Source organism: Mesorhizobium sp. M1322 (assembly GCF_040318085.1).
Taxonomy (GTDB): domain Bacteria; phylum Pseudomonadota; class Alphaproteobacteria; order Rhizobiales; family Rhizobiaceae; genus Mesorhizobium.
This window is the reverse complement of the sequence record NZ_JAMYLP010000001.1, coordinates 148,287-167,620: the sequence shown is the minus strand read 5'-3', so window position 1 is coordinate 167,620 and position 19,334 is coordinate 148,287. Positions and strand designations below refer to the sequence as shown.

General features: G+C 63.3%; 17 protein-coding genes. 16 read left to right on the top strand and 1 reads right to left on the bottom strand.

Annotated elements, in window-relative coordinates; genetic code table 11:
* Positions 1-196: 196 nt before the first annotated feature.
* From NKH12_RS00770 to NKH12_RS00740, 7 genes are all read left to right on the top strand, one after another.
* Positions 197-1,468, top strand: coding sequence for a lytic murein transglycosylase (locus NKH12_RS00770; protein ID WP_352951421.1), 1,272 nt, complete (start codon positions 197-199; stop codon positions 1,466-1,468).
* Positions 1,469-1,789: 321 nt separating this feature from the next.
* Positions 1,790-3,433 (top strand): ABC transporter substrate-binding protein, encoded by a 1,644-nt coding sequence (locus tag NKH12_RS00765; protein WP_352951420.1) that lies wholly within the window; start codon positions 1,790-1,792, stop codon positions 3,431-3,433.
* An 18-nt stretch (positions 3,434-3,451) separates the two neighbouring features.
* Positions 3,452-4,519 (top strand): ABC transporter permease, encoded by a 1,068-nt coding sequence (locus NKH12_RS00760; protein WP_352951419.1) that lies wholly within the window; start codon positions 3,452-3,454, stop codon positions 4,517-4,519.
* Complete coding sequence (gene nikC / locus NKH12_RS00755; protein ID WP_352951418.1) at positions 4,516-5,436, top strand: nickel transporter permease; 921 nt, start codon at positions 4,516-4,518, stop codon at positions 5,434-5,436. Before NKH12_RS00760 ends, nikC begins: the two co-directional genes overlap by 4 nt.
* Positions 5,437-5,461: 25 nt before the next feature.
* Complete coding sequence (locus tag NKH12_RS00750) at positions 5,462-6,295, top strand: ABC transporter ATP-binding protein (RefSeq protein ID WP_352951417.1); 834 nt, start codon at positions 5,462-5,464, stop codon at positions 6,293-6,295.
* Positions 6,292-7,041 carry an ABC transporter ATP-binding protein gene (locus NKH12_RS00745; protein WP_352951416.1) on the top strand — a complete coding sequence of 250 codons (750 nt, stop codon included), beginning with the start codon at positions 6,292-6,294 and terminating at the stop codon, positions 7,039-7,041. Before NKH12_RS00750 ends, NKH12_RS00745 begins: the two co-directional genes overlap by 4 nt.
* A gap of 330 nt (positions 7,042-7,371) precedes the next feature.
* On the top strand, positions 7,372-8,649 hold the full coding sequence (locus NKH12_RS00740; protein ID WP_352951415.1) for a 4-aminobutyrate--2-oxoglutarate transaminase: 1,278 nt from the start codon (positions 7,372-7,374) through the stop codon (positions 8,647-8,649).
* Positions 8,650-8,870: 221 nt separating this feature from the next.
* On the opposite strand, the gene NKH12_RS00735 is transcribed toward NKH12_RS00740, so the two are convergent.
* Positions 8,871-10,124, bottom strand: a complete 1,254-nt coding sequence (locus tag NKH12_RS00735) for an NAD(P)/FAD-dependent oxidoreductase (RefSeq protein ID WP_352951414.1) — start codon at positions 10,122-10,124, stop codon at positions 8,871-8,873.
* 453 nt (positions 10,125-10,577) lie between these two features.
* Here NKH12_RS00735 and NKH12_RS00730 point away from each other — a divergent pair, with 453 nt between their 5' ends.
* From NKH12_RS00730 to olsA, 9 genes are all read left to right on the top strand, one after another.
* Positions 10,578-11,867 (top strand): imelysin family protein, encoded by a 1,290-nt coding sequence (locus tag NKH12_RS00730; RefSeq protein WP_352951433.1) that lies wholly within the window; start codon positions 10,578-10,580, stop codon positions 11,865-11,867.
* A gap of 134 nt (positions 11,868-12,001) precedes the next feature.
* Positions 12,002-12,313: a (2Fe-2S)-binding protein gene (locus NKH12_RS00725; protein WP_065005901.1), complete on the top strand. Its 312-nt coding sequence runs from the start codon at positions 12,002-12,004 to the stop codon at positions 12,311-12,313.
* Positions 12,279-12,764 carry a bacterioferritin gene (bfr, locus tag NKH12_RS00720; protein WP_077377191.1) on the top strand — a complete coding sequence of 162 codons (486 nt, stop codon included), beginning with the start codon at positions 12,279-12,281 and terminating at the stop codon, positions 12,762-12,764. Before NKH12_RS00725 ends, bfr begins: the two co-directional genes overlap by 35 nt.
* 12 nt (positions 12,765-12,776) lie before the next feature.
* Positions 12,777-14,384 (top strand): di-heme oxidoreductase family protein, encoded by a 1,608-nt coding sequence (locus NKH12_RS00715; protein ID WP_352951413.1) that lies wholly within the window; start codon positions 12,777-12,779, stop codon positions 14,382-14,384.
* The gene (locus tag NKH12_RS00710) at positions 14,384-15,463 is read left to right on the top strand and encodes an imelysin family protein (RefSeq protein ID WP_352951412.1); all 1,080 of its coding nucleotides are present in this window, start codon (positions 14,384-14,386) and stop codon (positions 15,461-15,463) included. The genes NKH12_RS00715 and NKH12_RS00710 overlap by 1 nt, the downstream gene beginning before the upstream one ends.
* Positions 15,464-15,908: 445 nt before the next feature.
* Positions 15,909-17,015 (top strand): DUF1513 domain-containing protein, encoded by a 1,107-nt coding sequence (locus tag NKH12_RS00705; protein WP_352951411.1) that lies wholly within the window; start codon positions 15,909-15,911, stop codon positions 17,013-17,015.
* Between the two features lie 184 nt (positions 17,016-17,199).
* Entirely contained in the window at positions 17,200-17,877 is a 678-nt protein-coding gene (gene tsaB / locus NKH12_RS00700) for a tRNA (adenosine(37)-N6)-threonylcarbamoyltransferase complex dimerization subunit type 1 TsaB (RefSeq protein WP_352951410.1), read from the top strand.
* The gene (gene rimI / locus NKH12_RS00695; RefSeq protein ID WP_352951409.1) at positions 17,877-18,371 is read left to right on the top strand and encodes a ribosomal protein S18-alanine N-acetyltransferase; all 495 of its coding nucleotides are present in this window, start codon (positions 17,877-17,879) and stop codon (positions 18,369-18,371) included. The genes tsaB and rimI overlap by 1 nt, the downstream gene beginning before the upstream one ends.
* Before the next feature lie 130 nt (positions 18,372-18,501).
* Positions 18,502-19,302 carry a lyso-ornithine lipid O-acyltransferase gene (gene olsA, locus NKH12_RS00690; RefSeq protein WP_352951408.1) on the top strand — a complete coding sequence of 267 codons (801 nt, stop codon included), beginning with the start codon at positions 18,502-18,504 and terminating at the stop codon, positions 19,300-19,302.
* The last annotated feature ends 32 nt before the right edge of the window (positions 19,303-19,334 follow it).

The window sequence follows — 19,334 nt, the reverse complement described above, 5'->3', positions numbered from 1 at the left end:
AGGCTCAGTTGACCAAGCACACGATCGACCATCCGAATCATCTCCCTATCTTCCTTGCGAACGGAATCACCAATCCGATTCTGTGCAAAGGCCTCACAAGGGGGGAGATCGGCCGTTACGCCGGCTTTCGCCAACCTCCAGCGTTGGAGAAAAGGCGCCGTCGTCAAAGCTGCCAATCTCCCCCCAAGTGGGGGAGATGTCCGGCAGGACAGAGGGGGGCGCGACAGAACGTCGACTTTGCGGATTGGCGATTTTTCTTGCAACCCTCGTTGCCCTCATCCTCGCCGCCCCCGCCTCCGCCGCAAAAATCGACGACCAGTTCCGCGCCTGGCTCAACAGCGATCTTTGGCCCGAGGCCAACGCCAAGGGCATCTCCAGAAAAACCTTCGACGCCGCCTTCGATGGCGTCAAACCGAACCTCAAACTGCCCGACCTCGTGATGCCGGGCAAAAAGGCGAAGACGCCGCAAAAGCAGCATCAGGCGGAGTTCGGTTCACCCGGCGCCTATTTCGCCGAAAAAACGGTCCGCGCTGTCACCGCTGGTGGCCGCACGCGCAAGGCGGCCAATGCCAGGACCATCGCCGCGATCGAGAAGCGCTACGGCGTGCCGGGCGAGGTGCTGCTGGCGATCTGGGGTCGCGAGAGCGGCTTTGGCGCGGCAAAAATGCCTTACGATGCTTTCGAAGTTCTGGGCACCAAGGCGTTCATGGCGACCAGGAAGGATTTCTTCCGCACCGAGCTTATGGCGGCACTCGAGATCGTCGAGCGTGGGCTGGCCCCGGTCGGCGCGATGAAGTCGTCCTGGGCAGGCGCGCTCGGCCAGCCGCAATTCATGCCGACTTCGTTCCTGACCCATGCCGTCGATTTCGATGGCGACGGTCGGGTCGACATCTGGAACTCGGTGCCGGACACGCTGGCCTCGATCGCCAACTATCTCGTCCACTATGGCTGGATTAAAGACCGCGGCTGGGGCTTCGAGGTGACGGTGCCGGAAGCGGTCTCCTGCTCGCTCGAAGGTCCGGACCAGGGCCAGAGGATTTCCGAGTGGGCTGATATGGGCATCAAACGCGTCGCGGCAAGACCGTTTCCGGCGCGCGAGTTGAAGGCCGAAGGCTTTCTTTTGATGCCAGCCGGCCGCAGCGGTCCGGCCTTCATCGTCACGCCCAATTTCTACGTGCTGAAGCAATACAACACCAGCGATCTCTACGCCCTGTTCATCGGCCACGGCGCTGACCGCATCGCGAATGGCGACAGCAATTTTTCAGGGCGTTGGGGTGCGGTCGGCGGGCTCCACAGGTCTGACATCGCCGCCTTGCAGCGGGCGCTGGAGGCCGAGGGCTACGACGTCGGCAGCGCCGACGGCCTGCCCGGTTTCAAGACGCGCCGCTCGATCGGCAAGTGGCAGGCCGGGAAAGGTCGCGCCGCCACCTGTTTTCCCGACGCCGACCTGGTCACCGCGTTGAAATAGCTGCACTCCGGGCGTCGCTCCCGGCCATGGTGGCTGCCTGATCTGGCCCAACCAACAGTCTTGTAAATGCTCGTTGCCGTGCTTGAAAGCGCCGGATATGGTGAGGCGGAACTGGGCAAAAATTGCCCCGACAACCGGTCCAGGGGCCATCGTTCGGTTAGAGCGCCGCGCGTCCGTTGGACGCGCAAAGGACGCTCTAAGACTTTGACCTACACATCGTGCCTTCCGAAAATCGATTCCGATTTTCGGGCCGATGTGGCAAAAGAACGCTGCAACCCTGAGCCGGGAACTCAGGTCAACAAAAACAGGGAACAGTTAAAAATGATGATGGAAAAGTTTGCTCTACGCTCCCGCTTCTTGCTCGCGGGCGCAGCCATGTCCGCGCTGCTTCTGGCCGGCGCACCTGCCTTTGCGGTCACGCCCGCCGACACGCTGGTCGAGGGTTTCGCGATCGACGACATCATCTCCATGGATCCGGGCGAAGCGTTCGAGCTGTCGACCGCCGAGGTCACCGGCAACACCTACGATCTTCTTGTTCGCCTCGATCTCAGCGATACCTCCAAGGTCAAGGGCGATCTCGCCGAAAGCTGGAGCGTCTCCGACGACGGGCTGACCTACACCTTCAAGCTCAAGCCCGGCCTGAAGTTCGCCTCGGGCAATCCGATCACCGCGGCGGACGTCGCCTATTCGTTCGAGCGCGCCATCAAGCTCGACAAGAGCCCGGCGTTCATCATCGGACAGTTCGGCATCAACGGCGACAACGTCACTGAGAAGGCCAAGGCCATCGATGACACGACGTTCCAGTTTACCGTCGACAAGGCCTATGCGCCGAGCTTCGTCCTGAACTGCCTGTCGGCAACCGTCGCCTCGGTCGTCGACGCCAAGCTGGTCAAGGAACATGTCGCCGCGGTCACGCCGAGTGCCGACTACAAATACGACAATGACTTCGGCAACGCCTGGCTGAAGACCGGCTATGCCGGCTCCGGCGCCTTCAAGCTGCGAGAATGGCGGGCCAACGAGGTCGTCGTCATGGAGCGCAACGACAATTATCACGGCGAAAAGGCCAAGCTTGCCCGCGTCATCTACCGCAACATGAAGGAAAGTTCGGGCCAGCGCCTGGCGCTGGAGGCCGGCGACATCGATGTTGCCCGCAACCTCGAGCCGAACGACCTCGACGCCATCGCCAAGAACGCCGATCTCACCACCACCAGCGCGCCGAAGGGCACGGTCTTTTACATCAGCCTCAATCAGAAGAACCCGAACCTCGCCAAGCCCGAGGTTCGCCAGGCCTTCAAATATCTTGTCGATTATGATGCCTTGAGCTCGACGATCCTCAAGGGCATCGGCGAGATCCACCAGACCTTCCTGCCAAAAGGCGTGCTCGGCGAGCTGGACGAAAATCCGTTCAAATTCGATCTCGCCAAGGCCAAGGAACTGCTCGCCAAGGCCGGCTTGGCCGACGGCTTCAGCGTCACCATGGACGTACGCAACACCCAGCCGGTGACCGGCATGGCGGAATCTTTCCAGCAGACGCTCGGCCAGGCCGGCGTCAAGCTGGAGATCATTCCCGGCGACGGCAAGCAGACACTGACCAAATACCGCGCCCGCAACCACGACATCTATATCGGCCAGTGGGGCCAGGATTATTTCGATCCGAACTCCAACGCCCAGACCTTCGCCAGCAACCCCGACAATTCGGATGAAGGCAAGACCAAGACCCTGGCCTGGCGCAACGCCTGGGACATTCCGGAATTGACCAAGCAGACGGAAGCGGCCCTGCTCGAGAAAGATCCGGCCAAGCGCGCCGCAATGTACCAGGATCTGCAGAGGGAGATTCTCGAAACCAGCCCTTTCATCATCGTTCACCAGCAGCTGGAAGTGGCCGGCCTGCGCAAGAACCTCAAAGGCTTTGCGCTCGGCCCGAGCTTCGACACCAACTTCGTCGGCCAGATCTCCAAGGAGTGATGCCGGCGGACGCGCCGCATGAGCACTGTTGAAAGCGAAGTGACGGCAGGGCGCGGCAGCGCCCGTGCTGTCGCAGTCGCGTCGTCGATCGCCCGTTTCCTGGTCATCGCTATAACCACCTATCTCGGTCTTCTCGCGGTGACCTTCTTCATCGGCCGGGTGATCCCGATCGACCCGGTGCTGGCGGTGCTCGGCGACCGGGCGCCGGCCAATGTCGTCGAGCGCACCCGCCGCGAGATGGGGCTCGACCTGCCATTGATCGAGCAGTTCTACATCTATGTGAAAAATGCCCTGAACGGCAATTTCGGCACCTCGGTGCTGACCACCAATCCTGTCATGACCGACATTCGCCGCGCCTTTCCGGCGACGATCGAGCTGGCGACGCTGGGAACTCTGATCGGTGCATTCCTTGGTGTGCCGCTCGGCGTGCTGGCCGCGGTCCGGCGCGGCAGCATCATCGACCAGATCGTGCGCATCATCGGCCTGGTCGGCTACTCCGTGCCGATCTTCTGGCTGGGACTGCTGGCGCTCGTGCTGTTCTACGCCAAGCTGCAATGGGTGGCTTTTCCCGGCCGCCTCGATATCGTCTACGAATACACCTTCACGCCGATCACCGGCTTCTATCTTCTGGATGCGCTGTGGCAGCGGCAGTGGGATGTGTTTCTCGATGCCTTTCGCCACATCATCCTGCCGGCCTCGTTGCTCGGCTATTTCTCGCTTGCCTACGTCAGCCGGATGACTCGCTCGTTCATGCTGAACGAGCTTGCCCAGGAATACATCGTCGCAGCGCGCGCCAAGGGCCTGTCGGAAACACGCATCATCTGGGGCCACGCGCTGCGCAACGCGGCGGTGCCGATGGTCACCGTGATTGCGCTTTCCTATGCCGGCCTGCTCGAAGGATCGGTGCTGACCGAGACCGTGTTTTCATGGCCGGGTATCGGCCTTTACATCACCAATTCCCTGCAGAACGCCGACATGAACGCCGTGCTCGGCGGCACCATCATCATCGGCTCGGTCTTCATCGGCATCAATCTCCTGTCCGACCTGCTCTACCGAGTGCTCGATCCGAGGACCAAAGTGAGATGAGCGCTGAGGCGATCCAAAGCCGTCGCGACTGGCTGCTCAGCGAGCGGCCGGCGTCGCGCATGCAGGCTAGGCTCGGCCGCGCCTATGTGGCGTGGCGGCGCTTTTCCGCCAACCGGCTGGCGTTTCTCGGCCTGCTCATCATCATCGCTTTGCTGGTGGTCGCGGCCCTTGCCGATATGCTGGCGCCCTATTCGCCGACATTCGGCGACCTCAAGGGTTCGCGCCTGCTGGCGCCGAGTGCCGAGCATTGGTTCGGCACCGACGACCTCGGCCGCGACATCCTTTCGCGCGTCATCTTCGGCTCGCGATGGACGCTCTACGTCGTCATTCTCGTCGCCGTCATTGCCGCCCCTATCGGCCTGCTGGTCGGCACGGTCGCCGGCTATGCCGGCGGCTGGATCGATGCGATCCTGATGCGCATCACCGACATCTTTCTCGCCTTTCCGAAGCTGATCCTGGCGCTCGCCTTTGTCGCCGCACTCGGCCCCGGCATCGAGAATGCGGTGCTCGCCATCGCCATCACCTCGTGGCCGCCTTATGCGCGTATTGCGCGTGCCGAAACGCTCACCGTGCGCAATTCGGATTACATCAAGGCGGTGCAATTGATGGGCGCCTCGCCGTTCCGCATCGTGCTGCGCCACATCATGCCGCTCTGCATCTCGTCGCTGATCGTCAGGGTGACGCTCGACATGGCCGGTATCATCCTGACCGCGGCCGGTCTCGGCTTCCTCGGCCTCGGCGCGCAGCCGCCGCTGCCGGAATGGGGCGCGATGATCGCGTCGGGCCGCCGCTTCGTGCTCGATCAGTGGTGGGTGGCCGGTGCGCCGGGCTTTGCCATCCTCTTCGTCAGCCTCGGCTTCAACCTGCTCGGCGACGGCCTGCGCGACGCGCTCGACCCCCGGAGTGGTGACCAGTGAGCGGCGACCGATGAGTGGCGACCCAATGAGCACGCTTCTGGAGGTCGACGATCTGCGTGTCACCTTTCCGACGCGCCCCGGCCGGCTCGAGGCGGTGCGCGGCGTTTCCTTCTCGCTCGGCCGCGAACGGCTTGGCATCGTCGGCGAGAGCGGTTCCGGCAAGTCGCAGACCGGCCGCGCCATCATGGGTCTGACCCCGCCGCAGGCCGAGGTCACCGCCAGGAAACTTGCTTTCGACGGCATCGACCTGCTCGCCGCCTCACCCCGCGACCGCCGTGCCCTGCGCGGGAAGCGTATCGCCATGATCCTGCAGGATCCGAAATACTCGCTCGACCCGGTGATGAGCATTGGCCGCCAGATCGTCGAGACGCTGCGCACGCATGAGAAGGTCGGCAAGGCCGAAGCGCGCGACCGCGCGCTCGCCATGCTGGAGGCGGTGCAGATCCGCGATCCCGCCCGTGTCTTCGACCTGCATCCACACGAGGTTTCGGGCGGCATGGGCCAGCGCGCCATGATCGCCATGATGCTGATCGCCGGGCCGGAGATGATGATCGCCGACGAGCCGACCTCGGCGCTCGACGTCACCGTGCAACTCGACGTGCTCGGCATCCTCGACAGGCTGGTCAGCGAGCGCGGCATGGGGCTGATCTTCATCTCGCACGATCTGCGCCTGGTTTCCTCCTTCTGCGACCGGGTGATCGTCATGTATGCCGGCAAGGTCGTCGAGCAGCTGGCGGCCTCGGAACTCGGCCGCGCCCAGCATCCCTATACGCGCGGCCTGCTCAACTGCATGCCCAAGATCGGCGCCGACCGTCACCCGCTACTGGTGCTCGACCGCAAGCCGGAGTGGGCGGCATGACGGCGGCACTTTCCGTCGACAGGCTGGAAGTGATCTTCGACCGTTTTCGCGCGCTGAAGGGTGTCAGCCTCAAGGTGCAATCGGGCGAATCCTTCGGCCTGGTCGGCGAATCCGGCTCCGGCAAATCGACGCTGCTGCGGGCGATCGCCGGTCTCGCCCCGGCCGCTTCAGGCAGCATCACCGTCAACGGCAAGAAACTCGGCGCGCGCCGCGACAAGGCTTTCTATCGCGAGGTGCAGATGGTCTTCCAGGACCCTTACGGCTCGCTGCATCCTCGCCAGACCGTCGACCGCCTGCTGCAGGAGCCGCTCGCCATCCACGGCTTTGCCGATGGCGAGAAGCGCATCCAGCGGGCGCTGGACGAAGTCGGCCTGGGGACCGGCTTCCGCTTTCGTTATTCGCATCAATTGTCGGGCGGCCAGCGCCAGCGCGTGGCAATTGCCCGCGCCCTGATCCTCGAACCGTCGATCCTGCTGCTCGACGAGCCGACCTCGGCGCTGGACGCTTCGGTGCAGGCCGAAGTGCTTAATTTGCTGGAGGAGATCCGGCGGCGGCGCAAGCTGACCTTCCTGATGGTCAGCCACGACCTCGCCATCATCACCCATATGTGCGAGCGGCTGATGGTGATGCAGAACGGCGAAGCAGTGGAGCACCTCACCGCGGGTAATCTCGTCGAGCGCCGTGTGACCAGGGATTATACACGCAATCTTTTGCGGGCCAGCGACGGGTTTGTGCGGACTGCGTGAGCGGCTTGCTTTCAATTCCCCCGCGTCGCGTTCCTTCGCGCCCCCCTCTGGCCTGCCGGCCATCTCCCCCACAAGGGGGAGATCGGCAGCTTCGTCGACGGCTTCCTTCGGCGACGTTGGAGATTGGCGAAGCGATTAATGACAGCCAATCTCCCCACCCGTGGGGGAGATGGCGGCAGGCCAGAGGGGGCGCGAAAGAACACGACGTTAACGGCGGCAGGCCCAATCGCCTGGCGGCGGTGCCAACTTGAGGAAAACGTGAAATAAGATCAGAACAATTCCCGGCAATCATCCAAACGAGAACGGGGCGCCGGCCCGGCGAGGGACATCATGAAGAATTCAGCCATTTCCGAACGCAAGAACCAGTCGATCTCGCGCGGGGTCGGCATGACCACGCAGATCTATGCCGACCGCGCCGAAAACTCGGAAATCTGGGATGTCGAAGGCCGCCGCTATATCGACTTCTCCTCCGGCATCGCCGTCGTCAATACCGGCCACCGCCATCCCAAGGTGATCGAGGCGGTCAAGGCGCAGCTCGACCGCTTCACTCACACCTGCCACCAGGTGGTGCCCTATGAGAGCTATGTCAGGCTGGCCGAACGGCTGAACGGCATGCTGCCGGGCAAGTTCGACAAGAAGACGATTTTCGTCACCACCGGCGCCGAGGCCGTGGAGAACGCCATCAAGATCGCCCGCAACGCCACCGGCCGGCCGGCGGTCATCGCCTTTGCCGGCGGCTTCCATGGCCGCACCTTCATGGGCATGGCGCTGACCGGCAAGGTCGTGCCCTATAAGGTCGGCTTCGGCGCCATGCCGGCCGATGTCTTCCACGCGCCGTTCCCGGTGGCATTGCACGGGATCTCGGTCGCCGATTCGCTGGCCGCGCTCGACCGGCTGTTCAAGGCCGATGTCGATCCGGCCCGCGTCGCCGCCATCATCGTCGAGCCGGTGCAGGGCGAGGGCGGGTTCTACGAGGCGCCGCGCGAGTTCATGACGGCGCTGCGCAAGATCTGCGACCAGCACGGCATGCTGTTGATCGCCGACGAAGTGCAGACCGGCTTTGCCCGCACCGGAAAGATGTTCGCCATGGATCATCACGAAGTGGCGCCCGACATCACCACCATGGCCAAGAGCCTGGCCGGCGGCTTTCCGCTGTCGGCGGTCACCGGCCGCGCCGAAATCATGGATGCACCCAATCCCGGCGGGCTGGGCGGCACCTATGGCGGCAGCCCGATCGGCGTTGCCGCGGCGCACGCCGTGCTCGACGTGATCGACGAGGAAAAGCTCTGCGACCGCGCCAACACACTGGGCAACAGGCTGAAGCAGCGGCTGCAATCGATCCGCGACGACACGCCGGAGATCGTCGATATCAGAGGCCCCGGCTTCATGAACGCTGTCGAGTTCAACGACGTGAAGAAGGGCTTGCCGTCGGCCGAGATCGCCAATGCGGTCCGGCTGAAGGCGCTCGATAAGGGCCTGATCCTGCTCACCTGCGGCGTCTACGGCAACGTCATCCGCTTCCTGGCGCCGATCACCATCCAGGACGGCGTCATGAACGAAGCGCTCGACATCCTGGAAAGCTCGATCCGCGAGGTCCGCGCCACCTGAGCGGTTGCGGCTTGCCTTCTCCCCTTGTGGGAGAAGGTGGATCGGCGCGGAGCGCGGAGACGGAAGAGGGGTGTTGGACGGAGTGCTGTTGATGCCAAGCTGGAGCACCCCTCATCCGACCTCGCTTCGCGAGGCCACCTTCTCCCACAAGGGGAGAAGGGAAGAATCAGCGCAGGAAACCGCCGTTCGCAGGCCGGCATCACCTGAATATCAACATATCCTTATTCAGCGGCGCGGACGGGCTCTTCCTGCTGGAAGGCGGCGAGCGCCGCCTTCAATCCGTCCGGTCCTGTCGCAACCGTCTGCGGCGTCGGCGAGAAGCCGACGCCGAGCATCTTGCGGCCAAGCATATGGTCGCCCGGCCGGTTGACCGATTCGATGCCGAGCAGCCGGTTTGCCGCATAGTGATAGATTGAGAATCTGTTCTCGTTGACGTCGCCGAGCACGACATGGCTGTCGCCGCCCGAAATCAGGCCGACCATCTGCAGCTTCATGTCGCCGATATCAGACCAGAACCATGGCACCGCCGCAAAGGCGTCCGCATGGCCGAGGATGGTGCGCGCGGCAAGACGCGCCTGGTCGGTTGCATTCTGCACCGATTCCAGCCGCACATCGCTGCCGGTGAGCCAGTGTCGGTAGGAGGCGGCATCGCCGATGGCGAGGATTTCGGGCACAGATGTGCGCATCTGCTGGTCGACGCGGGTGCCGTTGGCGACAGTGATACCTGCGGCTTGCGCCAGCTCGACGTTCGGCACCACGCCGACGCCGATGATGACCATCTGCGCCGGTAGCCGCTCGCCGGATGCGGTGATTGCCGCCGAGACACGGCCGTTCTCGCCTTCAAGCCGCGCAATCGTGGTGCCGGTGAGGATGCGCACACCGGTCGCTTCCAGCCGCTGCCGTACATGGCGCGCGATGACCGGCGCCACCGCCCGGCCAAGCAGCCGGTCGACCGCCTCGACCACGGTGACCTTGCGGCCGGCCGCGGTGAGCGTCGCGGCGATTTCCAGTCCGATGAAGCCGCCGCCAAGGATGACGCCATCCTCGCTTTGCGCGCTCAACTCGCGGATCAGCCGCGCATCGGCGAGCGAGCGCAGCGACACCACGCCTGAAAGCTCCGAACCGGGCAGCGGCAGGATGCGCGGCCGCGAACCGGTCGCCAGGATGAGCCGATCGAAAGGCAGCACGCCGCCACCTGCTATCTCCAGCCTGCGGCCTCCGGCATCGATTCGGTCGACCCTGATGCCCGGCCGGTAATCGATCGCGCTGCCGGTATAGAAGGCCTCGCCGCGCAGCGGCTGCGGTTTGGCCTCTTGCTCCTTGATGAAGGTCTTCGACAGCGGCGGCTTGTGGTAGGGCAGTTCGTTCTCGTCGCTGACGAGGATCACGGGTCCGTCGTAACCGTCCTCGCGCAGACTGGCGGCCGCTTGCACGCCCGCATGACCCGCACCGACAATGACCACACCGTTTTTCATCGCAGCCCCAATTCCTTAATCCAAGTCTAGGACGTCTGGCCAAGTGGCGATTGTCTGACGCCGCCGCAAGACCGCCTTTGCGGGTCGCACCCGGAATGGCGGTCCGTCAATAGTGCTGTTTAACGACGACACTACAAAATGCGGCTAAAGTTGACACTTGCAGTTAGAATAATTCTAAACTGTTGTTTCGATTGGCTTTTCTCTCTGAAATTGATTGACTTCCGGCGCCTTCATCGCTTTATGGAAGCTTGCGCGTCAAGCGCTCCCTTTGATGTCTGGGCCTTGAACCCTTTCGATTGGAGGCATTTCGATGTCTTTTTTCCGCAAACCGCGCTATGCCGCGGCCTGTTTCTCGCCCAATGGCATGGGCTTGCCTTGGCGCCGATTGCCTGCCGACGCGCCTTTGGCGCCGGCATTTCACTGAATTCCGAGGAGATGACAATCATGAGAGCGATGATCACGGCACGATATGGCAGGCTCGCCGCGATCGGCGCCACCGCGGCATTGACGGCGGCGATATTCGTGCTGCCGGCCAAGGCGGAAACCGATGCCAAAACGGTCATCAAGACCTATTCCGACATTGCGCTCGCCAAATATGAGGATTCGCTGACCACGGCTCAGGCGCTCGACAAGGCCGTCGACGCGCTGCTCGCCAAGCCTTCGGTGGAAACGCTGACTGCTGCCCGCGCGGCTTGGAAGGCGTCGCGTGTTCCCTATCAGCAGACCGAAGTCTACCGCTTCGGCAACGCCATCGTCGACGACTGGGAAGGCAAGGTGAATGCCTGGCCGCTGGACGAAGGCCTGATCGACTATGTCGCCGCCGGCTACGGCACCGAGTCGGACTCGAATGCGCTCTACACCGCCAATGTGATCGCCAACAAGTCGATCGAGATCGACGGCAAGAAGATCGACGCCACCAATCTTACTCCGGAGTTCCTCTCCGGCACGTTGCAGGAGGCCGGCGGCATCGAGGCCAATGTGGCGACCGGCTATCACGCTATCGAATTCCTGCTGTGGGGCCAGGACCTGCACGGCACCGGCCCGGGCGCCGGCGAACGGCCCTATACGGACTACGATCTCGCCAACTGCACCGGCGGCAATTGCGATCGTCGCGCGCAGTACCTGAAGTCGGCCAGCGACCTTCTGGTTTCCGATCTGCAGAACATGGTCAACGAGTGGAAGGAGGGCGGCGCCGCCCGCAAGAACCTTCTCGATGGCGAGCCGAAGACAGGCATCTCGACCATCCTCACCGGCATGGGCTCGCTGTCCTATGGCGAACTCGCCGGCGAGCGCATGAAGCTCGGCCTGCTGCTGCACGATCCGGAAGAGGAGCATGACTGCTTCTCCGACAACACCTACGATTCCCATCTCTACGATGCCGTCGGCATTCGCGCCGCCTATCAGGGCAGCTACACGCGCCTCGATGGCACCGTCGTCGAAGGTCCCTCGGTATCAGGCATGGTCAAGGAGGCCGATCCGGCGATCGACAAGGAACTGTCGGACAAGCTCGAGGTCACCGTTGCCAAGATGGAAGCCATCAAGGCGCGGGCGCTTGGCGGCGAGGCCTATGACCAGCAGATCGGCGAAGGCAACACGGAAGGCAACGCCACCGTGCAGGCGGCGATCGATGCCCTGGTCGACCAGACCAAGTCGATCGAACGCGCCGTCGGCACCCTGAAACTCAATGCCATCGCCTTCGAGGGCTCGGACAGCCTTGATGCGCCAGACAAGGTGTTTCAGTAAGGCGTCAAGAACCTTGAGCACGATCCCGAACCGAAGGTCCGCGTAAAAGAAAAGTGGAAACCGGTTTTCGGCTCGATTGAGAAAATAACCCACACGGGCGCCGAGCAAGCGCCGTCAGCCAAACAGAGCAAATAATGCTGATCTGCCATTGCAACATCATCACCGAGAAGGAGATTGAGCAGACGATCGTCGGGCTGCTGGATCAGGATCCTTGGCAGCTCATCGTGCCGGCGAAGATCTATCATGCCATGCAGAAGCGTGGTCGCTGTTGCGGCTGCTTCCCAAATGTGGTCGAAACGATCATTCGGGTAACCGAAAATTACCACGCCCGCTCGGAGGCGAGCGGTGTGGATGTCGTTTCACACCTGGATCGCGTCAGAGGCCTGCGCGTCCAATACGGGAGCAGAACCCATGAAAGGCGAACAGCAGATCATAGAGCGGCTTAACGAGGCTCTATTTCTGGAACTTGGAGCGGTCAATCAGTACTGGGTGCATTTCCGGCTGCTGGAAGACTGGGGCTACGCCAAGCTGGCGAAGAAGGAACGCGCTGAATCGATCGAGGAGATGCACCATGCCGACCGGCTCGTGGCGCGCATCATCTTCCTTGAAGGCCATCCGAACCTGCAGTCGGTAGCGCCGCTGCGCATCGGCCAGAATGTCAAGGAAGTGCTCGAATCCGATCTTGCCGGCGAATACGACGCGCGCACCGCCTACAAGCGTTCGCGCGAGATTTGCGAAGAAGCAGGCGACTACGTGACGATGAAGCTGTTTGAGGATTTGCTGTCCGACGAGGAAGGTCACATCGACTTCCTCGAGACGCAACTCGACCTGCTCGCCTCGATCGGCGAGGAAAAATATGGCCAGCTCAACGCGGCATCGGCCGACGAGGCGGATTAGGGACATGCGGGAATGCGGCGCCCCTTAGATTTCTTGCGCCGCTTGCGGCGGGCCGAGGACTACGGCCTGCCGTCCCAGCAAAACCCGCGAAACAGCTGGCTTCGCGGGCTTTCGCTTGCCGTAGTGGTCCCACTTACGGCCTCGGCGCTGGCCGGCGCTTCCGAACCGGCGGGCCTCGCCACCAGCCGTACCGATCTGACGCCGAAGGATCTGGCGCGCGTCATCGCCATCACGGAGCCGACCAAAGATTTTTCCAAGCCCGAGCAGTTCGAGCCGATGCAGGGCGGCGCCAGCACGTCACGGAAAGATGCTAACAAGGACGCTTTCTCGCAATCTTCCGCCAATATCACCTTCGAGGAAGAAGGCACCTTCAAGCTCGGCAATGCCCTTTTTCGCAAGAACTGGGTGTCGTCGCCCTCATCGACGCAGGCATCGGACGGGCTTGGGCCGCTGTTCAATGAGCGGGCGTGCCAGAATTGCCATCTGAAGGACGGTCGCGGTCGTCCGCCGGAAGGCAACAGCGGTACCACCTCGATGTTCCTGCGGCTGGCGCGGCAGGCGAGCACCGAGGAGGAGAAAGCAGCCCTGGCCGCCCGCAAGGTGCTCAACTTCCCCGATCCGGTCTACGGCTCGCAATTGCAGGAATTGGCCGTTCCGGGCCTTCGGGGCGAAGGCAGGAAGCGTGTCGACTATCAGGAGCAGAAAGTCACGCTACCGGACGGCACCGTGGTTTGGCTGCGCAAGCCGAGCTATTCGGTCGACCACCTTGCCAATGGGCCGCTCGATCCGCACACCATGCTTTCGCCGCGCTTGACGCCGCCGATGATCGGCCTCGGCCTGGTCGAGCAGATCGCGCCGGCGGACATTCTCGCCCATGCCGATCCGGACGATCGGAACAGTGACGGCATCTCCGGCAAGCCCAACTTCGTGCGCGATGGCCAGAGCGGCGAACTGACGCTCGGCCGCTTCGGCTGGAAGGCGCAGACGCCATCGATCCGACAGCAAGCGGCGGACGCATTCGCCGGCGACATCGGCATTTCGACGCCGGAAGTGCCGAGCCACTGGGGCGATTGCAGCGCAGCCGAAAAGGCATGTCTTGACATGCCGAACGGCGTCCAGGAGCGCCTTGGCCCGGTTGAGGCGCCGCCGCCGGTCGTGGATCTCGTCACCTTCTATTCGCAAAACCTCGCCGTGCCGGCGCGGCGCGATCTCGACAAGCCCGATGTGCTCGCCGGCAAGAAGCTGTTCTACGACATGGGCTGCATTTCCTGCCATACGCCGAAATTCGTCACCCGTCGCGACACGCCAAACAAGGCGCAGGCCTTCCAGTTGATCTGGCCCTATTCCGATTTTCTGCTGCACGACATGGGGCCGGGTCTCGCCGACGGGCAAGCGGTGGGCGAGGCTACCGGCAGCGAGTGGCGCACGCCGCCGCTGTGGGGCATAGGCCTTACCCAGACCGTCAACGGCAACAGCTTCTTCCTGCATGACGGGCGCGCGCGCACCCTGAGCGAGGCGATCCTGTGGCATGGCGGCGAGGGGCAGAAGGCGCGCGACCGCTTTGCCGCCGCCAACGCGCCCGATCGCGCCGCACTGGTCAAATTCCTGGAGTCGTTGTGATGTCGAAGCGTCTGGCGTTTGTCCTGGTTCTCCCGCTGGTCCTCGCCGGCGGATTGCCGGCGTCCGCAGCGGTGAAGGCTTCCGACGTGCTCCAGCGAGCGATCGACGGCTTTGTCCGCCGGGCCTATGCGCGCCTGCATGACCATGCTGACAGCCTGATCAAGGCATTGCGCACGCTTTGCGACGCCCCCTCGCAGGACCATCTCGATGCGGCGCGCACCGAATTCTCCGGCACCGTGGATGCCTGGTCGGTCGTGGAAATCATCCGTATCGGACCGATAACCGAGAACAACCGGCTGGAGCGCATGCTGTTCTGGCCGGACCGCAAGAGCATCGGCCTGAGGCAGGTGCAGGCGGCGCTGGCCAGTAAAGATCAGACCGCCGCCGATCCGGCCCAGCTGGCGACAAAGAGCGTCGCCATGCAAGGGCTCGGCGCGCTGGAATTCGTGCTCTACGGCGATGGCGCCGAGCGGCTCGCCGGAAAGGACGATCCCTATCGTTGCGCTTACGGCGCCGCCGTCGCCGGCAACATCAAGACGATTGCCGCCGATGTCAGCGACGCCTGGAACAGGCCCGACGGCTTTGCAGCACTCTGGGCCAATCCGGGCCCGCAAAACGCGCTCTACCGCGACGGCACCGAAGCGGTGACCGAACTGGTCGGCGTCTTCATCAACGAACTGGAAATGGTCCGTGACGTGCGCCTGAAAGGTTTTCTGGGCAGTAGCCCGCAGGCCGACAAGCCGAAACAGGCGATCTACTGGCGCTCACAAAACACCGCGCGTTCGCTGACCGGAAATCTTGCAGGCATGGACGCGCTGTTCCAAGCCTCGCAGCTTGGCGACGCGCTGTCGCCCGACGCGCGCTGGATGGCGGAATCGATCCACATCCAGCTTGTCAACGGGGCCGCCGACGCCACGGCCATCAGAGGTCCGATCGACGAGGCGCTTGCGGATCCGGCCCTGCGCCAGAAGCTCGACCATTTCTCGTTGGTGACATCCAGCCTGTCGACCCTGATCGGCACTAGGCTGACGGCCGAATTCGGCCTGACCGCCGGTTTCTCTTCGCTCGACGGAGACTGAGCATGATCTCGAAACGGCGTCGACTTTTGGGGCGAGTTACTCGGCGAGGAAGTTTTGACAGGCCGGACGCGCTTGCGTTGACGGATCGCACACTTTGGAGATTGGCCGAAACGCCCATCGCTTCGTCATCCTGGGGCGGAGCAAGGAGCGCAGTGACGCGGCGCAGACCCCAGGATCCATGCCGTGACCTCAGAGCGTTGCTTAGGTGCAGAATTCTGCTCCGCCGTACTCTTCGGCTGAGATTACGGCATGGATCCTTGGGTCTCCGCGACGGAGCTTCGCTCCTGCTCCGCCCAAGGATGACGAAGTTGGGGAGGCTTCGGCCAATCCCGAACGCCTGCGATGATCCATTCAAACGATCGATGGATGCTGGGCGCCAAGAAGCCGTCCGATCTGTCAAAATCACCGTGTCGAGGAATGAGACCGTGTCCGAGAGGACCGTCTCTTGAAAACTCCTTTTATCGATCGTCGTGATTTTCTCAGAAGCGCAGGCGTTGGCTTTGTTGCCGCGATGGCGCCTTCGGCATGGGCAAGGACGCTTAGCACGGACGCGGTCTTCGCCACGGCGTTCGTCAAGCGCGACGGCAGCTATGGCGCGGCGATCCTGTCCGAGGCCGGCAAGGTGCTGCATGCTATCGACCTGCCCGCTCGCGGTCACGACGTCACCTTCGATCCGGTGTCGCAGCGCTCCGTGGTCTTTGCCAGGCAGCCCGGCACGTTCGCGGTTGTGTTCGACCACACCGGCCGCGACATGCCGCTGACCATTGCCAGCGTCAGTGGCCGGCATTTCTTCGGCCACGGTGTGTTTTCGGCCGACGGTGCGCTGCTCTACGCCACCGAGAACGATTTCGACAATGCCGCCGGCGTGGTCGGCGTCTATGACGCGCGTGCGAAATTCAAGCGCATCGGTGAGTTCCCGACCTACGGCATGGGTTCGCACGAGCTCCTGCTGCTGGGCGACGGCAGGACGATTGCCGTCGCCAATGGCGGCATCGAGACGCATCCGGATTATGGCCGCGCCGAGCTCAACATCGCGACGATGAAGCCATCCTATGTTCTGGTCGACCGCCTTACCGGCGATCTCGTCGAAAAGCACGAACTGCCGCCGGGGCTGCACCAGCTTTCGATCCGTCACATGGATCTCGACCGGTCCGGCACGGTCTGGTTCGGCTGCCAGTACAGAGGGCCGGGCACCGATCGTCCGCTGCTGGTCGGCCGCGCCGCGCGCGGCAAGGAATTGCAACTGCTTGACATGCCGCAAGACGTGCTCTCCGGCTTCAGGAACTATATCGGCTCGGTCGCCGCCAACCCCGCCGCAGGCACCGTCGCGGTGTCCTCGCCGGAAGGCAACTCGCTTGCGGTGATCGATGCGGCCAGCGGCCGGATCGTCGCCACCAATGCATTGGCCGAGGTCTGCGGCGTGGCGCCCGACGGGACGAGCTTCATGGCGACGACCGGCACCGGAGAAATCCTCGAAGCGGGCGGCGCGACACGGTCCGAACCGGACTATGTCTGGGACAATCACATGCTGCGCATCGAACAGGTCGGATAAGTGCTTCCGGCACCGGTTCACCGACGGTTGCGTTCGCCAGACGTTACCGCCTTCAGGCGAGGGGGCGAAGCGAAGCCGCCAAGCGATTTGTGCATTATCCCCTTGCGGGGATGAGCCATGGCAGGCACAGGGAAATTGTTTTTCGAATCCCTGTGCCCAAGCGGGTGCTCCAACCGGCCGCCTCATGAAGTTGCTTGCCATCGACTGTGCCGCCAATCTCTGCGCCGCCTGTGTCTACGACGCGGCGGCCGGGAAGGAGCTTGGCCGTTCGGTGCTCGATCTCGGAAAGGGCCATGCCGAGCATTTGATGGCCGTGATCGAAGAGGCGTTGAAGACCGGCGGCGCCGACTATGCCGGCCTCGGCGCCATCGCGGTCTCCACCGGCCCGGGCTCCTTCACCGGACTGCGCGTCGGCGTCTCGGCGGCGCGGGGCCTGGCGCTGGCGCTGAAAATCCCGGCAGTCGGGGTGACGACGCTGGAAGCGCTGGCGGCGCAAGCGAACGAGACATTTCCCGGCCGCGCCGCGCTGGCCACGCTCGACGCCGGGCGCGAGGAGATCCACGCCGCGCTTTATGACGAAGTGTCGGTTCTGCGCTATGGTCCGGCCGTGATCACGCTTTCGCAAGCCGTCGCCATGGTGGCGGATAGTTCTCCGGTTCTTGCCGGCACGGCGGCCACGCAAATCGCCGCGTCGGCCGGGCGCGCGCTCGACATCGGCCCGACAAGTGCCACGGCCGACATCGCTCTCTATGCTCGGCTGGCCGCGATCAAAGGCGAAGGCGAAAAGCCGAAACCGCTCTATCTGCGCGGCGCCGACGCAAAACCGCAGGCCGGGTTTATTCTCGCAAGGCAAAAAAACTGATGCGCATTCCTTTCCTCCAGCCGCGCCGCAGGGACTTTGCGCTCGAGCCGCTGACGATTGCCGACAGCGCGGCCTTGTCGGTGCTGCATCGCGAGGATTTCGTCCGGCCGTGGAGCGATGACGAATTCGCCGCACTGCTCGAGCAGGACACGGTGTTCGGCTATGCCGCGCGCGAGACCGGACAGGGTGCCAAGCCGCCGGTCGGCTTCGTGCTGGCGCGCCTGGCTGCCGGCGAAGGCGAGATCCTGACTGTCGCGGTGGCGCGCTCCCATCGCCGCCAGGGGCTCGGCTGGCAATTGATGGACGCGGTGCTGCGCGAACTGCATGCGCAGCGCGCCGAGGCGCTTTTTCTCGAAGTCGACGAGACCAACGTCGCCGCGATCGCGCTCTACCGGCGGCTGGGATTCCGCGAGGTCGGCAAACGTGCCAACTATTACAGATCGCCCGAGCACGGCCCGACCGGAGCGCTTGTTATGCGCCGCGATCTTCGCTAGCGCATCGGCCCGAAAATCGGAACCGATTTTCGGAAAGCACGATGCGTAGATTCAAAAGTGTTAGAGCGTACTTTGTGCGTCCAATTGGACGCGTCGCTCTAGCCAGAACTATGGGCAGGGCCAAGAGCGTATGATCGGAAAAATCAGGATTTTCCTGGCACTGGGCCTGGTTGTCGTAGGATCGTTGATCCTCGTGCCGTTGCAGATCCTGTCGATGAAGACCGGGCTCTGGCGCGAGACTTTCATCCTGAAGATCTGGCACCGGCTCATCATCCGGGCGCTGGGCATGCGTATCCATGTCAAGGGGTCCCTGTCCAGCCAGCGTCCTCTATTGATCGCATCGAACCACATCTCCTGGACCGACATCATGGTGCTGGGGTCGATGGTCGATGTGACGTTCATCGCCAGGGCTGACATGGCCGGCTGGCCATTGATCGGCATGTTGTCAAAGCTGCAGCGCACCGTCTTCATCGAGCGCGAGCGCAAGCGTTCGTCGGGCGACCAGGCGAGCGAGATCGCCAGCCGCATGGCCAAGGGCGACGCCATGGTGCTGTTTGCCGAAGGTTCGACTAGCGATGGCAACATGATCTTGCCGTTCAAGAGCACGCTGTTCGGGGCCGCCTCGATGGCGATTTCGGAAGGGGCGGCCGAAAAGGTCTTCATTCAGCCGGTGGCGATCGTCTACACGCGCCTGCACGGCGTGCCGCTCGGCCGCAGGCACCGGCCGATTGCCGCCTGGATCGGTGACGAGGATTTGATGCCGCATCTCAAGGTTCTGATGGCAGAGGGCGGGCTCGATGTCGAAGTGCATTTCGGCGAGCCGATTGCCTTTTCCAAGGGCTCCAACCGCAAGGAAGCGGCAAGGCTGATGGAAAGTCAGGTGCGTGATATGGCGCAGGCGGCGCTCGCCGATCCGCGCCCGAGCCGGTAGCCGGAAAAGCTCCGGCCAGAATCGTCTGTTTT